The organism is Halanaerobacter jeridensis, from assembly GCF_016908315.1.
Classification (GTDB): Bacteria; Bacillota; Halanaerobiia; order Halobacteroidales; family Halobacteroidaceae; genus Halanaerobacter; species Halanaerobacter jeridensis.
This window is the reverse complement of record NZ_JAFBDQ010000014.1, coordinates 64,823-84,522: the sequence shown is the minus strand read 5'-3', so window position 1 is coordinate 84,522 and position 19,700 is coordinate 64,823. Positions and strand designations below refer to the sequence as shown.

Genomic DNA, 19,700 nt, shown 5'->3' with positions numbered 1-19,700 from the left:
CAGACACTGATAATTTAGAAGAAGCTTTTAGACTGCGAACAGAAGTGTTTGTTGAAGGCCAAGGGGTTCCAGCTGATTTAGAGATTGATGATAAAGAAGATAAGGCTATTCATTTTCTGGCTAGAAATAATAAAGAATTAGTTGCTACTTGCAGATTGAGAATAATAAATAACTATGCTAAATTAGAGAGAATGGCTGTTAAATCTGATTATCGCAAGCAGGGAGTAGGTAGTTTATTAATCGATAGAGTAGAAAAATTTGCTAAAAAGAAAAATTTAAAAGAGATAAAACTACATGCTCAAGTAAAGGCCCGGTCTTTTTATCAGAAGAATAATTATGAGTTAGTTTCAGATGAGGAATTTATGGAAGCGGGTATTAAGCATGTTGAAATGAAAAAGAGACTGTAAATTTTAAGGCTTTAATCATCTGATTAAAGCCTTTTATCGTTTGTTAAGCGTTTAAAAGAATTGACTAAAGCATAAGTAATTATCTTAGACATTTTAATGACAATACTTAATCTAGTGCTTTGTAGAACAAAATACTCCATATATCCTCCCACATTAACTAAGCCAGTGATATGAAAATCTCCTATAGCTGGTAATTTTTTATTGACTCCTGAACCTGGTTTTAATGGTCCAGTATTGACGTTTATATTTCCTACGCTTTTATTTTTTCCTAACCCTGCATCAATAGCTATAATTAAGGGATTATCAAATTGTTCTTTAATTTTTTTTATATTTTGTTCCAGGTTTGTAGCATGAACTGGTTCTTCTAAAGTGCCATAGACATTTATTTTGGGATTTAAATTAAAGTTTTGCAATTTAGAGCCAATTAATGGTCCCAGTGCATCTCCAGTCGAACGATCTGTTCCAATACAGAAAATAATTACTTCATTAATTACAGGAGTGATATTTTGTATCTTTCTTCTAATAATTTGATTGAGATTTGATATGGCTAAAGGGTCATCTATATGTACTTTATTATTAATATTTTTCTTCTTTTTAGGTTTTATATTATTAGTAAACAGACTAGTTTTAGAGCTCAATTCTTGTCCCCCTTCCCATAATCTCTCTAATATTTAAGAATAAAATAATTAACAGATTAAAAAAGAGTCTATTATTATTTTAATAGTTTTTATACTATAATATGTGGAATTGAACCATTATCTCTGTGGTAATTTTTTCTAATTTATTCCTTCTGCTAAGATAATATAATATGTAGAAGGAGGTTTTACCATCAATGAGAAGAATTATAAAAATAGCTTTTACTTATGTAGGAGCTGTAATTGGAGCTGGGTTTGTTTCGGGGCAAGAAATTTTTAATTTTTTTGTAATCCATGGCTCAGAAGGTTTAGCTTTAGTTTTAATAACAGGTTTTTTATTTGCGATTTTAGGGAATAGTATTTTTCTAATTAGTGAAAAATTAGCAGTAGATAACTATTATCAATTATTTTCTTATTACGGTGGAAAAAGATTAGGGCTATTAGCAGATTTGAATTTAACTTTGTTTTTATTAAGTAGTTTTATTATTATGTTAGTAGGAAGTAAAGAAGTATTTTCTACTTTTATTGATTTAAAATATAATTGGGGATTAATTCTAACTTTATTAATTGTAATTATAACTAATTTTTATGGTTTAGAAGGTGTTTTAGATCTTAATTTTATTTTAATTCCAATTTTATTATTGATTATAATTGTTTTTACTTTAGGTATAGATGTTAACCTAAATTTATCATATTTGAAATTTAATTTAGAGCAATTAGTTTCTACCTTTACATATACAGGGTACAATTTAGTACTAGCTATTACAGTGCTCTTGCCATTAGTTTCTAAATTTAGTAAACTAGAAGTGATGATAGGTATCAGCAGTGGAGGTATTATTTTAGGAATTATAGCTTTTTTAATTGCTACTACCTTAATTCAATTTCAGGATCAGATAATTGGGGAACAATTGCCAATGTTGGAGGCAGTGAAAATTTACAAACCTCAATTTTATTATTTATATGCTTTAACTTTATGGTTGGCTATGTTGACTACAGCTAGTTGCAATTTATATGCACTATTAGACCGTCTGCAGTTAATTTTTAAGTGGAGTCGTGAAAAGTTATTAATTTTTGTGATAGTCTTAATTATTCCCTTATTACAGTTTTCTTTTTCTACTTTAGTACAGGGAATTTATCCTAAATTAGGGGCATTAAGTTTGTTCTTATTTGCAGCTTTAGTGATTAGCTATATTATTCATAGATATTTATTACGAAATGAAATATAATCTATATAAAGTGGCACTATCGTGCCACTAGCTAGTAGATAAAAGCTAGTAGCTAGTAGTAAATTCAAAACCATAAAACAGTTCACAGCTTTGAATTTGATTTTATGTTTTTAACTACTAGCTCCTAGCTACTTACTTCTAGCTATAAAGCTTCACTATATAGTGAAGCTTTATATAGAAAAGAACTAAATTAATTTGAATAAAGGATGGGATTAATAATGAATAAAGTTAAAGGCCTAACAACTTGGGCTGAAATAGATTTAGAGGCAGTAGAGCATAATTTGCATCAAGTTGAAGAACATTTACATGAGGATAGCAATATTATAGCGGTAGTCAAAGCTAATGCTTATGGGCATGGTTCAGTTGAGGTGGCTAAGATTGCTCAGCAACATGAGCGAGTGAAAATGTTAGCTGTAGCTACGATAGAGGAAGGGATTGAACTTAGAGAAGCAGGGATTGAATTGCCAATTTTAGTCTTAGGTACTATATTAGAAAGTAGGATTCCAGAGGTTGTTCAGTATCATTTAACACCTGTAGTTTATACTCTTGCTACTGCTCAAAAGATTGCTGAAGAAGCACAGCAAGAAGATGAAGTTGTTGAAGTTCATTTAGGAATTGATACTGGGATGGGGCGGATTGGAATTTTAGTTGATAATCAGCCAGTAGAAAAAATTAAAACTATAGCTGATTTAGAGCATTTAAAAATTGAAGGTATCTTCACTCATTTTTCTGCTGCAGATGAAGATGCTATCTATACTAAAGAGCAGTTGAGTAAGTTTAAACAATTATTATCTGATTTAGAAGAGAAGGGGATTGAAATCCCTGTTAAACATGCTGCTAACAGTGCAGCAATTATTGATTTTCCGGAGGCTCATTTTGATTTAGTACGATTAGGTATTGCTTTATATGGTCTTCCTCCTGCCCCTAGCTTAGCTGATAAGATTGATTTAAAAGCAGTTTTGAGTTGGAAAGCTCATGTTGTACATGTGAAAGAAGTAAAACCTGGAGCTAATATTAGTTATGGGTGTACATATACTGCTGATAAAGAAACTAAAGTGGCTACTTTAGCTTTAGGATACTATGATGGTTATGACCGGAGACTTTCTAATCAGGCAGAGGTAATAGTGAAAGGACAGCGGGCCAATGTAATTGGTAGAGTCTGTATGGATCAGATTATGATTGATGTGACAGGAATTGAGGTTGCTAAAGGAGATACAGTTACTTTAATTGGTAGTGATGGTGGGGCAGAAATTAAAGCTCAAGAACTAGCAGATAAGATCGGAACGATCAATTATGAAGTCGTTTGTAGAATTGGCCCTAGAGTAGAGAGAATATTTTAATATTTTTTCTTTGCATTTTTGCTTGTTTCTAGATATACTTTAATTTGGATTAATCTATATAAAGTGTAACTTCGAGATGACTGATCAAGCATTTCTTCGTTCAGAAATTTAGGATGATTCGTCTAAAACTCGTTCAATTAAAATCAATTTTAATTAATTTTAATTTCACTTCATTAAGACTCATTAACATCCTAAATTTAATACCACTACGAAAAACTCGCTCAGGCATCTAATGATAGTTTTACTTTAATAGTGGGGTCAGGGATTATCTTAAAGTGAGGTTACTTATTTTTTGATTGTGCCTCTTGCTTTTGATTTTATGTTTTTAACTACTAGCTTCTAGCTACTTACTTCTAGCTATAAAGTTTCACTAAAAGTGAAACTTTATATAGATAATGATTAAGTTCAGTGACTAAATAAGAAAAAAGACTTTAATAATTTATATAATAAGGAGAGATTTTATTTATGGGAATGAAATGTGGGATTGTTGGTTTGCCGAATGTAGGTAAATCAACATTGTTTAATGCGATTACTGAAGCAGGGGCTGATTCAGAGAATTATCCATTTTGTACAATTGATCCTAATGTAGGTATTGTTGATGTACCAGATCAAAGGTTAGATAATTTATCTGAATTAATCGACCCTAAAAAGACTACTCCTACTGCAATTGAATTTGTAGACATTGCAGGTCTAGTTAAGGGAGCAAGTGAAGGAGAAGGTTTAGGAAATAAGTTTTTAGCTAATATTCGTGAGGTAGATGCAATTGTTCATGTGGTACGTTGTTTTGAGAATTCGGAAGTAACACATGTTGAAGGTAGTGTTGATCCACTTAGAGATATTGAAATTATTGAAACGGAATTAATTTTAGCTGATTTAGAGAGCGTAGAGAAGAAGATAGAGAACACGGAACGAAAATTAAAAAGTGGTGACAAAATTTATGAAGAACAGCTAGAAGTATTAGAAAAAATCAGTTCTACGTTAGAAGAAGGTGAACCAGCTAGGAGATTAGATTTAAGTGAAAAAGAGAAAAAATTAGTGCGAGACTTAAACCTATTGACTTTAAAACCAGTCTTGTATGCTGCTAATGTTGGAGATGATGATTTAATTGATGGTAATCCTCATGTGAAAAAGATAGAAGAGAAAGCAGCTGAAGAAAAGGCTGAAGTAGTAACTGTCAGTGCTAAGATTGAATCTGAAATAGCTGAGTTAGAAGGAGCGGAAAAAGAACTGTTTTTAGATGAATTAGGTATTGAAGAATCTGGATTGGATAAATTAATTAAAGCAGGTTATAGATTGTTAGGCTTAATTACTTTCTTTACTGCTGGAGAAAAAGAAGTACGAGCTTGGACTGTTAAAAAAGGTTCTACTGCTCCAGAAGCTGCTGGAACTATCCATACTGATATGGAACGAGGTTTTATTAAAGCTGAAGTTATTAGTTATGATAAGCTAATGTCAGCTGGCTCTTTTGCTAATGCTAGAGAAGAAGGAACCTTGCGTTTAGAAGGAAAAGACTATATTGTAGAAGATGGAGATGTATGTTATTTCAAGTTTAATGTTTAAAAGATGGATAGTAGTCAAAAAAGTATTTGAAAATTGCACAAGCTATTGTTATAATAGAATGTGCTTCCATGCTCTGTAAAAAGGGCCAATGACCAAATGGAGGAGGTGAAGAGAATGAGAAAATATGAAACTATGGCTGTAATTAATCCTGATTTGGATGAAGAAACAACTGAATCTAAGATTGAAAGAATTACTGATATTATTGAAGACAATGCAGGAGAAATTGTTAACGTTGATAAATGGGGCGTTAAAGAATTAGCTTATGAAATAGAAGATTTTGCTTCTGCTTATTATGTAGTTATTAACTTTAATGGCGAAGGTGAAACTTTAGATAGGCTAAATTGGGCCTACAACATTGATGATGATGTATTGAGAAATCTTGTATTAAGAGCTGAATAGTATTGAAGGTGGTGGCTTAATTGCTTAATAAAATTATTTTAATTGGCCGTTTAACTGATGATCCGGAATTGAGATATACTGCTAATGGAACAGCGGTTTGCAATTTCACTTTAGCAGTTCAAAGACCCTTTAAAAATCGTGAAGGGGATTATGATGCTGACTTTGTAGATATTGTAGTCTGGAGGAAGCAAGCAGAAACATGTGCTAATCATTTAGGTAAAGGTAGATTAGTTGCAGTAGATGGGAGACTACAGATTAGAACTTATGAAACTGATGAAGGATATAATCGACGTGTCTCTGAAGTTGTAGCTAATGATGTCCGTTTTCTTGAGTGGCCAGACGACAATAAACGAAGCAATAATCAGAAGCAAAGTAATCAACAACAGGACCACCAACAAATTGACGAAGAAGAATTGGATGTGCCTTTCTAAAATTGTTTGTTAAAAGGAGGGAAAAGTAATGGCACCTCGAGGAAAATCATGTGATTTTTGTGCGAATAGTGTAAATAAGATTGATTATAAAAAGATTAATATTTTACAGAAATATATTACTGACCGAGGCAAAATTTTACCTCGCAGAATTTCTGGAAATTGTGCACGTCATCAAAGACAATTGACTAAAGCAATAAAGCAAGCACGAAGTGTTGCTTTATTACCTTATAAAATAGACTAACTTAGAAATTAAGAGGGGGCATTATGCCTCCTTTTATTGTTCAAAAATTAGTGAAATATTTAAGTTTAATAGCGATTGCTTGGGAGGATATTAATGAATAACTTTAATCCTAAAGATAAATCAATCACCAAAAATTTAAAAGTCATTGAATGGCTTAAAACTGAATTGTTAAGTAACGTATCCTCATTATTTAAATCAATGGTCAAAAACCAAGAAGAAAAGATATTAACAATCCTTGCTAATATTGTAATGGCTGCATATTTACTTGCTAAGAGGTTAGGCTATTCTTTCCAGCAATTAAATCGGAGACTAGAAGAAAGATTAGAAGATAATATACATGCTGAACATCAAATAGAAAATTGGTATGGTGAGTTAAGCCAATTGTTAGAGCATTTTAAGAAAAGAAATTGAGGTGGTTTTTTGGAGACTAAAGAAGTAGTGGAAGGGGCTTTACTAGCAGCTCTTGTAACGGTAATTATTATTATTGGATTTTTTCTACCGATGTTAGGTAATATTTTATTAATTCTATCTCCTTTACCTATAATTATAGCAGTTACAAGATGGAATAGTAGATTAGGAATTATAATTAGTTTAGTCAGTGCAATTATATTATTTATTTTAATTAATCCGGGATTATTTTTATTTGCAATATTTTATACTGGTTTATTAGGAGTTAGTTTAGGTGCTGCTTTTGATGAAGGATTCAAACCTAAAATTATAATAGGAATTGGAACCATTGCAGCAGCAAGTTCATTTTTATTAACTTTTTTTGTAGTTCAATATGTATTACATACTAATATTACAGCTCAATTGACAGAACAAATAAATATAGTAGCCCAAAATTATAAACAATTAGGGTTTTCTGCTGAAGTTACGAATCAGGTTTCTGAACAGTTAATTAGAACTTTAAAAACAACTTTCCCTACTTTAATGCTATGTAGTGGTTTATTAATTGCTATCTTAAATTATTATTTTAGTATTAATGTCTTATCTAAATTAAATTTCAACTATCCTTATCAATTAAAAATTGAAAAGTTTAAATTATCAAAATTACTTATCCTAGGCTACTTATTAGCTCTGTTATTTAATAATATCTTCTTTGATAATTTATATATATTATTGACCTTTTTATTTTCATTACAAGGATTAGCAGTCGCTTATCATTTTTATACCACTAAAGAAGTATCTAAGTGGTACTTAATAGTTGCTATATTATTTTTTCCTCTAATAATCAATTTATTATTTTTTATAGGGATTTTTGATCTTTGGTTTGATTTTCGTAATTTAGATGATGCTTAATGAGTTACCAATAATGATTTATTGTTAACTATAGTTTAATATTATATAATCAAGATTGGAGGGGTATTATGAAAGTTATTTTGCAAGAAGATGTAAGTAATTTAGGAAACAAAGGTGATGTAGTTGAAGCAGCTGATGGACATGCTCGTAATTATTTATTACCTCGAGGGCTTGCTAAAGAAGCCACTAAGCAGAATTTAAATAATTTAGAGCAGAAGAAAAAGTCTAAACAGAAGCAGAAGGAAGAAGAAAGAAAAGAAGCTCAAAAGAAAGCTGAAGAATTAGAAGGTTTAGTTTTAGAAATTGCAGTTAAAGCTGGAGATAATAATCGTTTATTTGGTTCTGTAACAAGTATGGATATTGCAGATGAAATCGAAGCTGAAACAGGTGAAAAGATTGATAAAAGAAATATTGATTTAGATGAAAATATTAAAAATTTAGGTGTTAAACCGGTAGATATTAAGTTACATAAAGATGTAACTGCTACCGTAAAAGTAAAGGTGATTGAAGCGTAGTTGACGATAAAAGATTAGAAAGGGGATCATATGCCAGATCAAGATACTATAGTGCAAGAAGAGCAGTTAGAGACTAAAATAGCTGCTCTTTTTGCTCTTTTATCAGACCTATATTCTACAGATGATCTACTAGTTAAGGCAGGTAAATTAAATGTATTAGATGCTTTAGATTCAAATAAAATTAATCAGAAATTAATTGCACTACAGAAAATAGTACTTGATAATCCAACTTTGGACAAACTCCCCTCTGGTAATAATGCTAAATTAGAATTAATGCAGCACTTAGAAGATGAATTAGTATCTCAACAAGCAGAAAAAATGGCTAAAAAAAGAGTTGAGAAAAGAATCAGTGATAAATTAGCAGAAAAAGAACATCAGTATCTTAAACAACTACGAAAAGAAATAATTAAGTCTGAAAGTAAAGATGAATTTTCTTCTAGCCCGCAGGTATTAAAGAAAGAACTTGAATTAGAATCCTTAGAAGCTAATAGTTTGAATGTATCTGCTTTAAATTTAGTTAGTCCGCAGAAGATTGAAGAAATAGTTGGTCAACAAGAGGGGGTTAAAGCTTTATTATCTAAACTGCAATCCCCTTATCCCCAGCATTTAATTATTTATGGGCCACCTGGTGTAGGTAAAACTACTGCTGCTAGATTAGCTTTAGAAGTTGCTAAATCTAAAGGTAGCAGTCCATTTTCAAAAAAGGCTAATTTTGTTGAAGTAGATGCTACTACTTTGCGCTGGGACCCAAGAGAAATAACTAATCCGCTGTTGGGTTCTGTTCATGACCCTATTTATCAAGGAGCTAAAGGAAAGTTGAGTCAAGCAGGAATTCCAGAACCTAAATTAGGTCTAGTTACTGAAGCTCATGGCGGTGTTCTATTTATAGATGAAATTGGTGAATTAGACCCTGAGCTACAAAATAAATTATTAAAAGTATTGGAAGATAAGCGAGTACAATTTGATTCTTCTTATTTTGAACAGAGCGATAAAAAAGTTCCTGATTATATAAAGAAACTTTTTGCCTCTGGTGCTCCAGCTGACTTTATTTTAATTGGAGCTACTACTAGAACTCCGCAAGAAATTAATCCGGCACTGCGTTCTAGAACTTCTAGTGTATTTTTTGAACCATTAACTAAAGATAAAATAAAAAAGATTGTACAGCAGGCTGCTCTTAAATTAGATTTTAATTTTGAAGATAAAGCAGTAGAAAAAATTAGTGATTATACTTCTGAAGGTAGAACAGCGATTAATTTATTATTAGATGCATATAATTTGGCTTTATATCATGATGATAATCGAATTACTGGTGAGCAAGTCGAAGAAGCAGCTAAGTTAAGAAGAATGACGTTGATTAATCGTGGCCAAGTAACTAGCGAAGGAAAAATAGGGAGAGTATTAGGTTTAGGAGTTAATGGCTTTTTAGGTTCGTTATTAGAAGTAGAAGCAGTTGTTTTTCCAGCAGCAACTGAGGGACAAGGAAAAATTAAATTTAATCAAACTGCTGGAGATATGACCCAAGATTCTGTATTTAATGCTGCTACAATTGTAAGAAAGAAAACAGGAAAAGATCTACAAAATTATGATTTACACGTTAATTTAGTTGGTGGGGCTAAAGTTGATGGCCCATCAGCTGGTACTGCTATAGCTGTAGCTATTATAAGTGCTTTAGAAGAAATCCCAGTTAAACAAGATGTAGCTGTAACTGGTGAGATATCACTGCAGGGAGATATTAAGGCAGTGGGTGGAGTTAGAGAGAAAATCTATGGTGCTTATCAAGCAGAAATGTCAGAAGTATTAATTCCTCAAGAAAATAAGACTGATTTTAGTATTGATGACAGATTAAAAATAACTATGGTAGAAAATATTGATGATGTCTTAACTCGAATGTTAATTACTAAAGTATAATTTCTAGTATGGAATATTGTTTTGTTGAGATAGATAAGGAGGCTTATAGTATGGCAGAAGTAGATAAAGTTCCTCCAAGTAGCGAAGAAGCTGAAAAATCAACTTTAGGTTCGATGTTATTAGATAGAGAGGCTATTCCAACAGCTGTAGAGAGTTTAGAACCAGAAGATTTTTATTGGCAGAAGCATGCAACTATTTATAATGCTATTTGTCAATTATTCGATAAAGGTGATCCAGTTGATTTAGTAACTTTAAGTGAAAAATTACGGGAAGAAGATAAATTGGAGGAAATTGGAGGAGCGTCTTATATTACTAGTGTAGTCAACAGTGTACCTACTGCTGCTAACATCAAACATTATGCTGAAATAGTAGAAGAAAAATCAATATTGAGACGCTTGATTAAAACATCTAATCAAATTTCTAAGTTAGGTTATAAAGATGAAGGAGAAGTAGATGATTTATTAGACCAAGCTGAAAGTTTAATCTTTGAAGTATCTGAAAAAAGAAGTGTTAAAGAATTTTCAGGTATTAAAGATGTTTTAATGGATACTTTCGATGACTTGGAAGAGTTGCATGAAACTCAAGAGGACGTAACAGGAGTACCAACTGGTTTTCGAGATTTAGATAAGATGACTTCTGGATTTCAAGAATCGGATTTAATTATTATTGCTGCTCGTCCTAGTATGGGTAAGACTGCGTTAGCATTGAATATAGGACAATATGCTGCAGTAGAGGAAGATACTTCTGTAGCTATTTTTTCTTTAGAGATGTCTAAATCACAGTTAGTCCAGCGAATGCTTTGTTCAGAAGCACAGGTTAACAGTCACCGTCTGCGAACCGGTCAGTTACGTGATACAGACTGGCGTAGATTGTCGCAGGCTGCAGGTAGATTAGGTGAATCTGATATATTTATTGATGATACTCCAGGTATTACAGTCATGGAAATGAGAGCTAAGGCAAGAAGAATTAAGGCTGAACACGGCTTAGATTTGATTTTAATTGACTATTTACAGTTGATGCAAGGTAGCGGTGGGGCAGAAAGCCGCCAACAAGAGGTTTCTAAGATTTCTCGTTCCTTAAAAGGATTAGGTAGAGAGTTAAATGTACCAGTAGTATCCTTATCACAGTTAAGTCGAGCTGTAGAACAAAGAAATGATAAACGACCACAGTTAAGTGATTTACGAGCTAGTGGTTCTATTGAGCAGGATGCAGATGTGGTAGCATTTATTTATCGTGATGAATACTATAATCCCGATACAGAAAAGAAAGGGATTACAGAGATAATTGTTGGTAAGCAGAGAAATGGTCCCGTAGGTACTGTAGAATTGGCTTTTCAAAAAGAATATACCAAGTTTGTTGACTTGTCTAAAAGAGAGGAGTAGGTGGACTTCATCTACTCTTTACTCTTTTTTTGTGATTGAAATTTTAACTCAATGCTTATAGCTCAAAGCTCATAGCTAAATAGGGTCTAAGCTATTTCAGAATATACACGAACATTTACTGAAGGTAGTTATTTAAAACTTCGTAATTTCGTTGACATTAAGCTCAAGATTTGCTATTATATTAGTGTTGCGTTGGTAATTATTAATTTCTAGGAGGAAAAAACAAATGATTGATCGCTATTCATTACCTGAGATGGATCAGGTCTGGAATGAAAAAAATAAATTTGATTATTGGTTAGAAATTGAAATAGCTGTTTGTGAAGCTATGGCTGAATTAGATCAGATGCCTAAGCAAGTAGTGACGAAGATTAAAGATAATGCTCAATTTACAGTAAAAAGAATTAAAGAAATTGAAGCAGAAACTAGACATGATATGTTAGCTTTTTTAGGAGCAGTTAAAGAAAATTTAGGAGAAGAATCAAAGTATATACATAAAGGTTTGACTTCTTCTGATATTAAGGATACTGCCCGAGCAATGCAATTAAAAGAAGCCACAGAATTAATTATAGATGATTTAGATTCTTTAGCTGAAGCTTTAGCTAAACAGGCTAAAAAATATAAAATGCGAGTAATGATTGGCCGTACTCACGGTGTTCATGCTGAACCTGTAACGTTAGGATTGAAGTTTGCTAATTGGTATTCAGAGATTAAGCGTCATCAAGAACGAGCGGAAGGCTTGCTAGAACGGGTAAGTGTAGGTAAAATTTCTGGAGCAGTAGGTACTTTTGCTAATATTGATCCTGAAGTAGAAAAGTTGGCTTGTGAAAAGCTAGACTTAAAGCCAGCAGCTATTTCTTCACAAATATTACAACGTGACCGTCATGCTGAGTTCTTATCTGTAATGGCTAATATTGCTAGTTCTTTAGATAAATTTGCAACTGAAATCCGTAATTTACAGCGGACAGATATTTTGGAAGTAGAAGAATCATTTAAAAAGGGCCAAAAGGGTTCTTCAGCCATGCCGCATAAAAAGAATCCAATTGTTTGTGAGCGGGTATCTGGATTATCAAGAGTTGTAAAGTCAAATGCTCAAACTGGCTATGAAAATGTTAACTTATGGCATGAACGGGACTTAACTCATTCTTCAGCAGAACGAGTTGTACTTCCTGATAGCAGTACTTTGGTAGATTATATGTTAACTAAATTTGAAGATGTTGTTTATGAATTAGGAGTTCATGAAGATAATATGCAGGATAATTTAGAGAAAACAAATGGTTTAATCTTTTCTCAAAAAGTAATGTTAAATCTAGTTGATAAAGGAATGCTGAGAGAAGAAGCTTATGATATTGCCCAGCGTAATGCAATGAAAGCTTGGGAGGAAGACCAAAGCTTTAAAGAATTATTATTGGCAGATGATGAGTTATTAGAATATTTAAATGAAGAAGAAGTGGAAGAAATATTTGATTATTCGTACCACTTGCAGAATATAGATACTATTTATCAAAGACTAGGGTTGGAATAAGAATAGTAATGAGTGAATAAAAAGCAGTAATCAGTTACGAGTAAAGAGTGACGAGCAAATAAAAAAGCAGTAACAAGAAAAAGAGTAGAAAAAACGAAAAAAGTGATTAGTGAAGAGTGATGAGTGATGAGTAAAGGTAGTAAAGAGCAAAAACAAAAGAAGTAAAAAATCATTAAAGATAAAAGAATCTAAATGTAAAATAGATTAATGAAAAGAGATAAGCCAAAAATCTTAGATAGTAAAGGTTTGTTTTTAGTTTTTAACTCATTACTAGTTACTCATTACTAATTACTAAACTTATAGGGGGCTTTTTTAGATGTCAACAACTGTTGTGGTAGGAACTCAATGGGGCGATGAGGGAAAAGGTAAAATTACTGATATGTTATGTCAAGAAGCAGATGTAGTAGGTCGCTATCAAGGTGGAAATAATGCTGGTCATACTGTAGTAGTTGAGGATGAAGAGTATAAGTTGCATTTAATTCCATCTGGTATTTTATATGAAGATACTAAATGTGTAATTGGTAATGGAGTAGTGATTGATCCTAAAGTTTTAATTGAAGAGCTGGATAATTTAGCTGAAAGAGGTATTGAAGCTAATAATTTATATCTTAGTTCTAAAGCACATATTATTATGCCGTACCACCGAATGTTAGATAATGCAGAAGAAACAAGAAAAGGAAACGATAAAATTGGTACTACTGGCAAAGGAATTGGCCCGGTTTATCGGGATAAAATTGGCCGTTTTGGTATTAGATTAGAAGATTTATTAGATGAAGAAGTCTTTAAAGCTAAAGTTAAAGAAATGGTGGAATTGAAAAACTTAATTTTGGAAAAAGTGTATGGTATGGATCCTTTAGATGCTGATGAAATTATTGAGGAGTATTTAGATTACGCTGAACAATTAGAGTCTTATGTAGTAGATAGTTCTTTACTACTTAATCAAGAAATAGATGATGGTCATGATGTATTATTTGAAGGAGCACAAGGTACATTATTAGATATTGACCATGGAACTTATCCTTTTGTAACTTCTTCTAATCCAACTTCTGGTGGAGTTTGTTCTGGTAGTGGTGTAGGTCCGACAAAAATTGATAATGTATTAGGAGTAGTTAAGGCTTATACTACTAGAGTAGGAGAAGGTCCTTTTCCAGCTGAATTAGAAGATGAAACTGGAGAGCATTTAAGAGATAAAGGGCATGAATTTGGGACTACTACTGGTCGACCACGCCGTTGTGGTTGGTTTGATGCAGTAATTGTTAAGTATGCTGCTCGAGTAAACGGTTTAACTGGCTTAGCATTAACAAAATTAGATGTATTAGATGAATTAGAAGAAATTAAGATTTGTACTGGTTACCGTTATGAAGGCGAAGTATTAACTGAATTCCCAACAAATGAGGAGATTTTAACTGATTGTGAGCCAGTCTATGAAACGCTGCCTGGTTGGGAAGAAGATACTACTGAAATCACAAATTATGAGAATTTACCTGCTAATGCTAAGCAGTATATTGAAAGAATTTGTGAATTAACTGGGGTAAAATTAGATATTCTTTCTGTTGGTCCGAAACGTAAACAGACAATGATGATTAATGATCTATTTTAAATTAAAGGGGAAAATAGAAAAGATAAAATATAAAAAAGACTAGATGTTATTAGAGAAAGATGTTATGATGTATTTGTAGATTGATTAAGAAATAGGCATTGTAATGTAGAGATTTGGCATTGCCAAATCTACTATAATTGAATTTCAAATACAATTTAGGGGTTGTGTAACTGGCGGATCCATGGAATTAACCATGAGGAAGCACGACCTGATATATATGATCGCCCGCCTGGATGACGTATTTATGTTATCTGGGCGGGCGATTTTTTTATTTTGGCAGTAAATAATCACACCGTAGTTAACAGAAAATAAAAGTATTCAAATAGTTTTAGTTGTGTGAATATTCGCCATTGTTTAACTAATATTTTTTTATTGACCAGTCTGTGATAAATATGTTAGTATTAAATTGCAAATGATAATCATTTTAATTTAAATTTTGCCATAAAACTAAAATTAATTAGCTTATAAGGAGGCCATTTAAATGAAAGATTTAAATTTTGCTGGGACTAAGTGGAAAGAAGAAATAGACGTCCGGAATTTTGTGATGACTAATTATCAACAGTATACAGGTGATAAATCGTTTTTAGCAGGGCCAACTACTAGAACAGAAGAATTATGGGAGCAGTGTAAAGAATTATTGTGGAAAGAAATTGAGAATGATGGAATGTTAGATGTTGATGTAGACACAGTAGCAGATATTAATGCTTATGACCCAGGTTATATAGAAGAAGAGGCAGAGAAAATTGTAGGATTACAGACTGATGAACCATTAAAGAGACCTTTGAATACTTACGGTGGCATTAGAATGGCGCGTAAAGCTGCTGAAGAATACGGCTATGAAGTAAATGAAGAAATTGATGAAATATTCACTAAATATCGTAAGACTCATAATGATGGAGTTTACGATGTATACACTCCGGAATTAAGAGAAATTAGACGTTCAGGTGTAATTACTGGTTTGCCTGATTCTTATGGAAGAGGCAGAATCATTGGAGATTACCGGCGGGTTGCATTATATGGAGTAGACCACTTGATTGAAGAAAAGAAAAAAGATTTGGAAAATATGTCTACCCGCATGACAGAAGAGAATGTAAGATTAAGAGAAGAAGTGAGTGAGCAGATTAAAGCTTTGAAGAAATTAAAAGAATTGGGGAAAAATTATGATTTAGATCTTTCCCGCCCGGCTGAAAATGCCCAAGAAGCAATTCAATGGACTTATATGGGTTATTTAGCTGCTATTCAAGAGAATAATGGTGCAGCTATGTCCTTTGGTCGTGTGGCAGAATTCTTTGATATCTATATTGAACGCGATATGGACCGAGGAGTCTTAACAGAAGAGGAAGCCCAAGAATTAATCGATGACTTTGTAATTAAGTTGAGATTAGCTCGACAATTGAGAACACCTGGCTATAATGAATTATTTAGTGGGGATCCAATGTGGATTACTATTGTATTAGGTGGATTAAATATTGATGGAGAAGCACTAGTTACTAAGACAAGCTATCGAATTTTGAATACATTGTATAATCTTGGTCCAGCACCAGAACCTAATTTAACTATCTTATGGTCCGAGCAGTTACCAAAGCCGTTTAAAGATTTCTGTGCTCAGGCTTCTAAAGATACAAGCTCTATCCAATATGAAAATGATGATTTAATGCGCTTAGAGTTTGGTGACGATTATGGGATTGCTTGTTGTGTGTCTGGTATGCGTCCCGGCAAAGAGATGCAGTTCTTTGGGGCACGGTGTAATTTGCCTAAAACCTTGTTATATGCTTTAAATGGTGGACAAGATGAATTAACTGGCGTGCAAGTTGGCCCAGAATTTGAACCTTATGAAGGAGATGTGCTGGAGTATGAGCAGGTAATGGATAAATTTGACACCTTACTAGATTGGTTAGTAGAGAAGTATGTAGATGCATTAAATATTATTCATTATATGCATGATAAATATGCTTATGAACGAGTCCAAATGGCACTACATGATACAGAAGTAGACCGCATCATGGGCTTTGGAGTAGCCGGTCTGTCTATTATAGCTGATTCTTTAAGTGCTATTAAGCATGCGACAGTAAAGCCAATTAAGAATGAAGAAGGTTTAATTGTTGATTTTGAAATTGAAGGTGATTTTCCTAAGTATGGTAATGATGATGATCGAGTTGATGATTTAGCAATAGAGGTAATTAAGAGATTTATGAACAAGTTAGAACAACATGATCTATATCGAGATGCTGATCATTCATTATCCATTTTAACGATTACTTCTAATGTTGTATACGGTAAGAAAACCGGAGCAACACCTGACGGTCGAGATAAAGGTGAACCATTTGCACCAGGAGCTAATCCAATGCACGGCCGCGATCAATCAGGGGCAATTGCATCCTTAAACTCTGTAGCTAAATTACCATACGATTACTGCCAAGATGGTATTTCTAATACCTTCTCTGTTGTACCAAAAAGTTTAGGAGCTAATGATCAAGAACGGATTGATAACTTAGTTTCTATTTTAGATGGTTACTTTAGTAAAGGAGCTCATCATTTGAATGTCAATGTGCTAAAACGGGAAACATTATTAGATGCTGTAGATCATCCAGAGAAGTATCCACAGTTAACAATTAGAGTATCAGGTTATGCAGTTAACTTCATTCGTTTAACCCCAGAGCAACAGCAGGAGGTAATAGCAAGAACCTTTCATAGGAGTATGTAATCTGGTAATAATTAATGCTATCAATAAAGAAAATCCTATCCATGTCTGTTTTCTGTTCTTTAGAAAACAGTAAATGAGGTAATAGCTAGGACATTCCATAAAAGTATGTAACTATCTATATAGTAAAGAGTAAGCAGTAATGAGTAAAAACATAAAGTCAAAATTTCAAAAAAGATACGAATTTTGAAATGATGGCTTTTGAACTTGGTTTTGACTTTGCTTTTGATTTTCTACTGATTACTCTTTTCTTGTCACTCATTACTAAAAAGGGGGGCTTATAAATGACTACCGGTTATATCCACTCTGTAGAAAGTTTTAGCACTCAAGATGGCCCAGGTATTCGCTATGTAGTTTTTATGCAGGGTTGTCCTCTGCGCTGTAAATATTGTCATAATCCAGATACTTGGCAGAAAAATAAAGGGGAGCAGATTTCTATTTCGACTATGATGGAGAAAATTAAATCATGTCAGCCATATTTTAATAAGCAGGGTGGAGTTACTATCTCTGGTGGTGAGCCTACCTTACAGATTGATTTTGTAGCAGACTTGCTTACGGCTTGCAAAGAGGAAGGAATTCATACTGCTTTAGATACTTCGGGATATGTAAAGCAAGATGAGTTTAAGAAATTACTGCCTAATTTAGATTTAGTACTTTTAGATTTAAAACATCTAGATGATAAACAACATCAAGATTTAACGGGAGTTAGTAATCAAAAGACATTAGACTTAATAAAATTATTAGAATCAGAAAGGCAGCCTTATTGGATTAAACATGTTATTGTACCAGGGATTACTGATGACTTAGATAAAATTAAAGAATTAGCCAGTTATTTAAAATCTCTCTCCTATTTAAAAAAAGTACAATTATTACCTTATCATCGCTTAGGTGTTCATAAATGGGAAGAGTTAGGGCTAGATTATCAACTATCGGAAACAGAGCCTCCTAGTGAAGAAAAACTTGAAAAAATCAAAGAAATTATTAAGCAACAAAATATTAAAGTCGAAATAAAATAGTTTTAACTTTTAACTCTTCTGTATTGTGCAGAAGAGTTTTTGCTTTCAACTTAGGAAATAAATGGTTTAAAATAAAATTATTATTTGATACAATTAATTAACAAGAGTTAAATTTGTAGAACATATAATTTCAGGGGTGAGTTAAATGAAGAATATAAAAAAGGTTAATATTTTAGCAGTAATAATTTTAATACTAATTACTTTTTCTGGAAAGTCTTTTGCCCAGCAGAACTTAATAGCTGTGATGCCCGTTAAAGAAGGGGATTTGAGTTGGCATGGCTTTAATGAAGATGAAATTTTACAGGGGATGACCCAGGAAATAACTGATAAATTAGTTTCTAAGGATAAGATTAAAGTCATTGAAAGGACTAGATTAAAAAAAGTTATAGAAGAACAAAAATTAGGTCAAAGTGGTTTATTAGATAGTACTACTGCTGCTAAACTCGGTAGAATTTTGGGAGTTGATTCGATTGTTTTAACTACTTTAACCTATATGGAAGTAGAAAAGGGGGTTAGCTTTGGAGTTGGTCCTTTTAAAACCTCAGGTGTTAAAGCAAAAGTAACTTTAACAGGTAGATTAGTTGATACGACTACGGCAGAAATAAAATCGTCTTTTAAGGGGCAAGGAAAAGCTTCTGATAGATCATTTAAAATTTCTAATTATGAAGGAGTTAGTTTTGGTTCTAAAGCATTTAAGAAGTCGGCTTTAGGTAAAAGTATTAATAAAGCAACAGACTCTTTTGTTAGCAATTTAGCTAAAGAATTAAAGAACAATAATTCTACTCTTAAAACAGGAAAGATAGTCAAAGTAATGGGCAATAAATTAATTATTAAGGTTGATCCTAACAATTTAATGGTAGGTAAGACGGCTAAAGTAGTGAAAGAAGTTGAAGTAGAAGAATTAGATAATCCAGTTACGATGAAAATTGGCGAGGTGAAAATAATTAATCTGACTGATGAAGCAGTAGTAGCAGAGATATTAAAGGAAGAAGAGTCGATTGTTGAAGGACAATTGGTTCAATTTTAAAAGGGGTGGTCTTAATGAAGATTAGTGAATTATTAGATGAAAATTTAATTGAATTAAATTTAAAAGGTGAGGTTAAAGAAGAAGTATTAGCAGAAATGGTAGAATTACTAAAAGAGGAAGATAAAATTACTGATAAAGATAAGTTCTATCAAACTATTTTAGAACGTGAACAGGAAGGGACTACTGGTTTAGGACGAGGGGTAGCTATCCCGCATGGAAAGAGTGAAGTCGTTAATGACTTGGCTTTAGTATTTGGTCGTTCTCAAGCAGGGATTGATTTTAATAGTAGAGATGGTCAGCCGGTGCATTTGTTTTTCATGGTAGCAGACTATGAAGGTCACTCTCCTGAATATTTAGAAATGGTAGCCCAACTAACTAAAAATGTGAGACAAGATGATTATAGAGAAGAACTCTTAACAGCTGAAAGCGAAGAAGAAATAATTGCAGTAACTAAAAATTATGAATAATCTTGGGCAATAAGCAAATAATAA

19 protein-coding genes and 1 riboswitch are annotated in these 19,700 nt (G+C 32.6%); of the genes, 18 read left to right on the top strand and 1 reads right to left on the bottom strand.

Features of this window, described 5'->3' with window-relative positions; translation table 11 throughout:
• Window positions 1-44 precede the first annotated feature (44 nt).
• Window positions 45-407: a GNAT family N-acetyltransferase gene (locus tag JOC47_RS12215; protein WP_204702362.1), complete on the top strand. Its 363-nt coding sequence runs from the start codon at window positions 45-47 to the stop codon at window positions 405-407.
• Between the two features lie 23 nt (window positions 408-430).
• Here the strand turns inward: JOC47_RS12215 and yyaC are convergent, their stop codons facing one another.
• Entirely contained in the window at window positions 431-1,045 is a 615-nt protein-coding gene (gene yyaC, locus JOC47_RS12210) for a spore protease YyaC (RefSeq protein ID WP_239551191.1), read from the bottom strand.
• A gap of 194 nt (window positions 1,046-1,239) precedes the next feature.
• On the opposite strand from yyaC, the gene JOC47_RS12205 reads away from it, so the two are divergent.
• The 17 genes from JOC47_RS12205 (at window position 1,240) to JOC47_RS12125 (ending at window position 19,676) form a co-directional block, all read left to right on the top strand.
• Window positions 1,240-2,268: a YkvI family membrane protein gene (locus tag JOC47_RS12205; RefSeq protein WP_204702361.1), complete on the top strand. Its 1,029-nt coding sequence runs from the start codon at window positions 1,240-1,242 to the stop codon at window positions 2,266-2,268.
• A gap of 218 nt (window positions 2,269-2,486) precedes the next feature.
• The gene (gene alr / locus JOC47_RS12200) at window positions 2,487-3,608 is read left to right on the top strand and encodes an alanine racemase (protein ID WP_204702360.1); all 1,122 of its coding nucleotides are present in this window, start codon (window positions 2,487-2,489) and stop codon (window positions 3,606-3,608) included.
• 465 nt (window positions 3,609-4,073) lie between these two features.
• Window positions 4,074-5,168 (top strand): redox-regulated ATPase YchF, encoded by a 1,095-nt coding sequence (ychF, locus tag JOC47_RS12195; protein ID WP_204702359.1) that lies wholly within the window; start codon window positions 4,074-4,076, stop codon window positions 5,166-5,168.
• Window positions 5,169-5,282: 114 nt separating this feature from the next.
• Window positions 5,283-5,567: a 30S ribosomal protein S6 gene (gene rpsF, locus JOC47_RS12190; protein WP_204702358.1), complete on the top strand. Its 285-nt coding sequence runs from the start codon at window positions 5,283-5,285 to the stop codon at window positions 5,565-5,567.
• A gap of 20 nt (window positions 5,568-5,587) precedes the next feature.
• Complete coding sequence (locus JOC47_RS12185; RefSeq protein ID WP_204702357.1) at window positions 5,588-5,998, top strand: single-stranded DNA-binding protein; 411 nt, start codon at window positions 5,588-5,590, stop codon at window positions 5,996-5,998.
• 28 nt (window positions 5,999-6,026) lie between these two features.
• Window positions 6,027-6,239 (top strand): 30S ribosomal protein S18, encoded by a 213-nt coding sequence (rpsR, locus tag JOC47_RS12180; protein WP_204702356.1) that lies wholly within the window; start codon window positions 6,027-6,029, stop codon window positions 6,237-6,239.
• A gap of 93 nt (window positions 6,240-6,332) precedes the next feature.
• Complete coding sequence (locus JOC47_RS12175) at window positions 6,333-6,650, top strand: MazG-like family protein (protein ID WP_204702355.1); 318 nt, start codon at window positions 6,333-6,335, stop codon at window positions 6,648-6,650.
• Window positions 6,651-6,659: 9 nt separating this feature from the next.
• Window positions 6,660-7,538 carry a DUF2232 domain-containing protein gene (locus JOC47_RS12170; protein WP_204702354.1) on the top strand — a complete coding sequence of 293 codons (879 nt, stop codon included), beginning with the start codon at window positions 6,660-6,662 and terminating at the stop codon, window positions 7,536-7,538.
• Window positions 7,539-7,606: 68 nt separating this feature from the next.
• Window positions 7,607-8,053 carry a 50S ribosomal protein L9 gene (gene rplI, locus JOC47_RS12165; protein ID WP_204702353.1) on the top strand — a complete coding sequence of 149 codons (447 nt, stop codon included), beginning with the start codon at window positions 7,607-7,609 and terminating at the stop codon, window positions 8,051-8,053.
• A gap of 30 nt (window positions 8,054-8,083) precedes the next feature.
• Window positions 8,084-9,961, top strand: a complete 1,878-nt coding sequence (gene lonC, locus JOC47_RS12160) for a Lon family ATP-dependent protease (RefSeq protein ID WP_204702352.1) — start codon at window positions 8,084-8,086, stop codon at window positions 9,959-9,961.
• Between the two features lie 50 nt (window positions 9,962-10,011).
• Entirely contained in the window at window positions 10,012-11,343 is a 1,332-nt protein-coding gene (dnaB, locus tag JOC47_RS12155; protein WP_204702351.1) for a replicative DNA helicase, read from the top strand.
• A gap of 226 nt (window positions 11,344-11,569) precedes the next feature.
• Window positions 11,570-12,865 (top strand): adenylosuccinate lyase, encoded by a 1,296-nt coding sequence (gene purB, locus JOC47_RS12150; protein WP_204702350.1) that lies wholly within the window; start codon window positions 11,570-11,572, stop codon window positions 12,863-12,865.
• Window positions 12,866-13,181: 316 nt separating this feature from the next.
• Window positions 13,182-14,465, top strand: coding sequence for an adenylosuccinate synthase (locus JOC47_RS12145; RefSeq protein WP_204702349.1), 1,284 nt, complete (start codon window positions 13,182-13,184; stop codon window positions 14,463-14,465).
• Window positions 14,466-14,621: 156 nt separating this feature from the next.
• Window positions 14,622-14,707, top strand: a riboswitch (ZMP/ZTP riboswitch).
• A gap of 239 nt (window positions 14,708-14,946) precedes the next feature.
• Entirely contained in the window at window positions 14,947-17,169 is a 2,223-nt protein-coding gene (gene pflB / locus JOC47_RS12140) for a formate C-acetyltransferase (RefSeq protein ID WP_204702348.1), read from the top strand.
• 281 nt (window positions 17,170-17,450) lie between these two features.
• Window positions 17,451-18,182, top strand: a complete 732-nt coding sequence (gene pflA, locus JOC47_RS12135) for a pyruvate formate-lyase-activating protein (protein WP_204702347.1) — start codon at window positions 17,451-17,453, stop codon at window positions 18,180-18,182.
• 145 nt (window positions 18,183-18,327) lie between these two features.
• Entirely contained in the window at window positions 18,328-19,209 is an 882-nt protein-coding gene (locus JOC47_RS12130; RefSeq protein ID WP_204702346.1) for a CsgG/HfaB family protein, read from the top strand.
• A gap of 14 nt (window positions 19,210-19,223) precedes the next feature.
• Complete coding sequence (locus tag JOC47_RS12125; RefSeq protein WP_204702345.1) at window positions 19,224-19,676, top strand: PTS sugar transporter subunit IIA; 453 nt, start codon at window positions 19,224-19,226, stop codon at window positions 19,674-19,676.
• Window positions 19,677-19,700 lie beyond the last annotated feature (24 nt).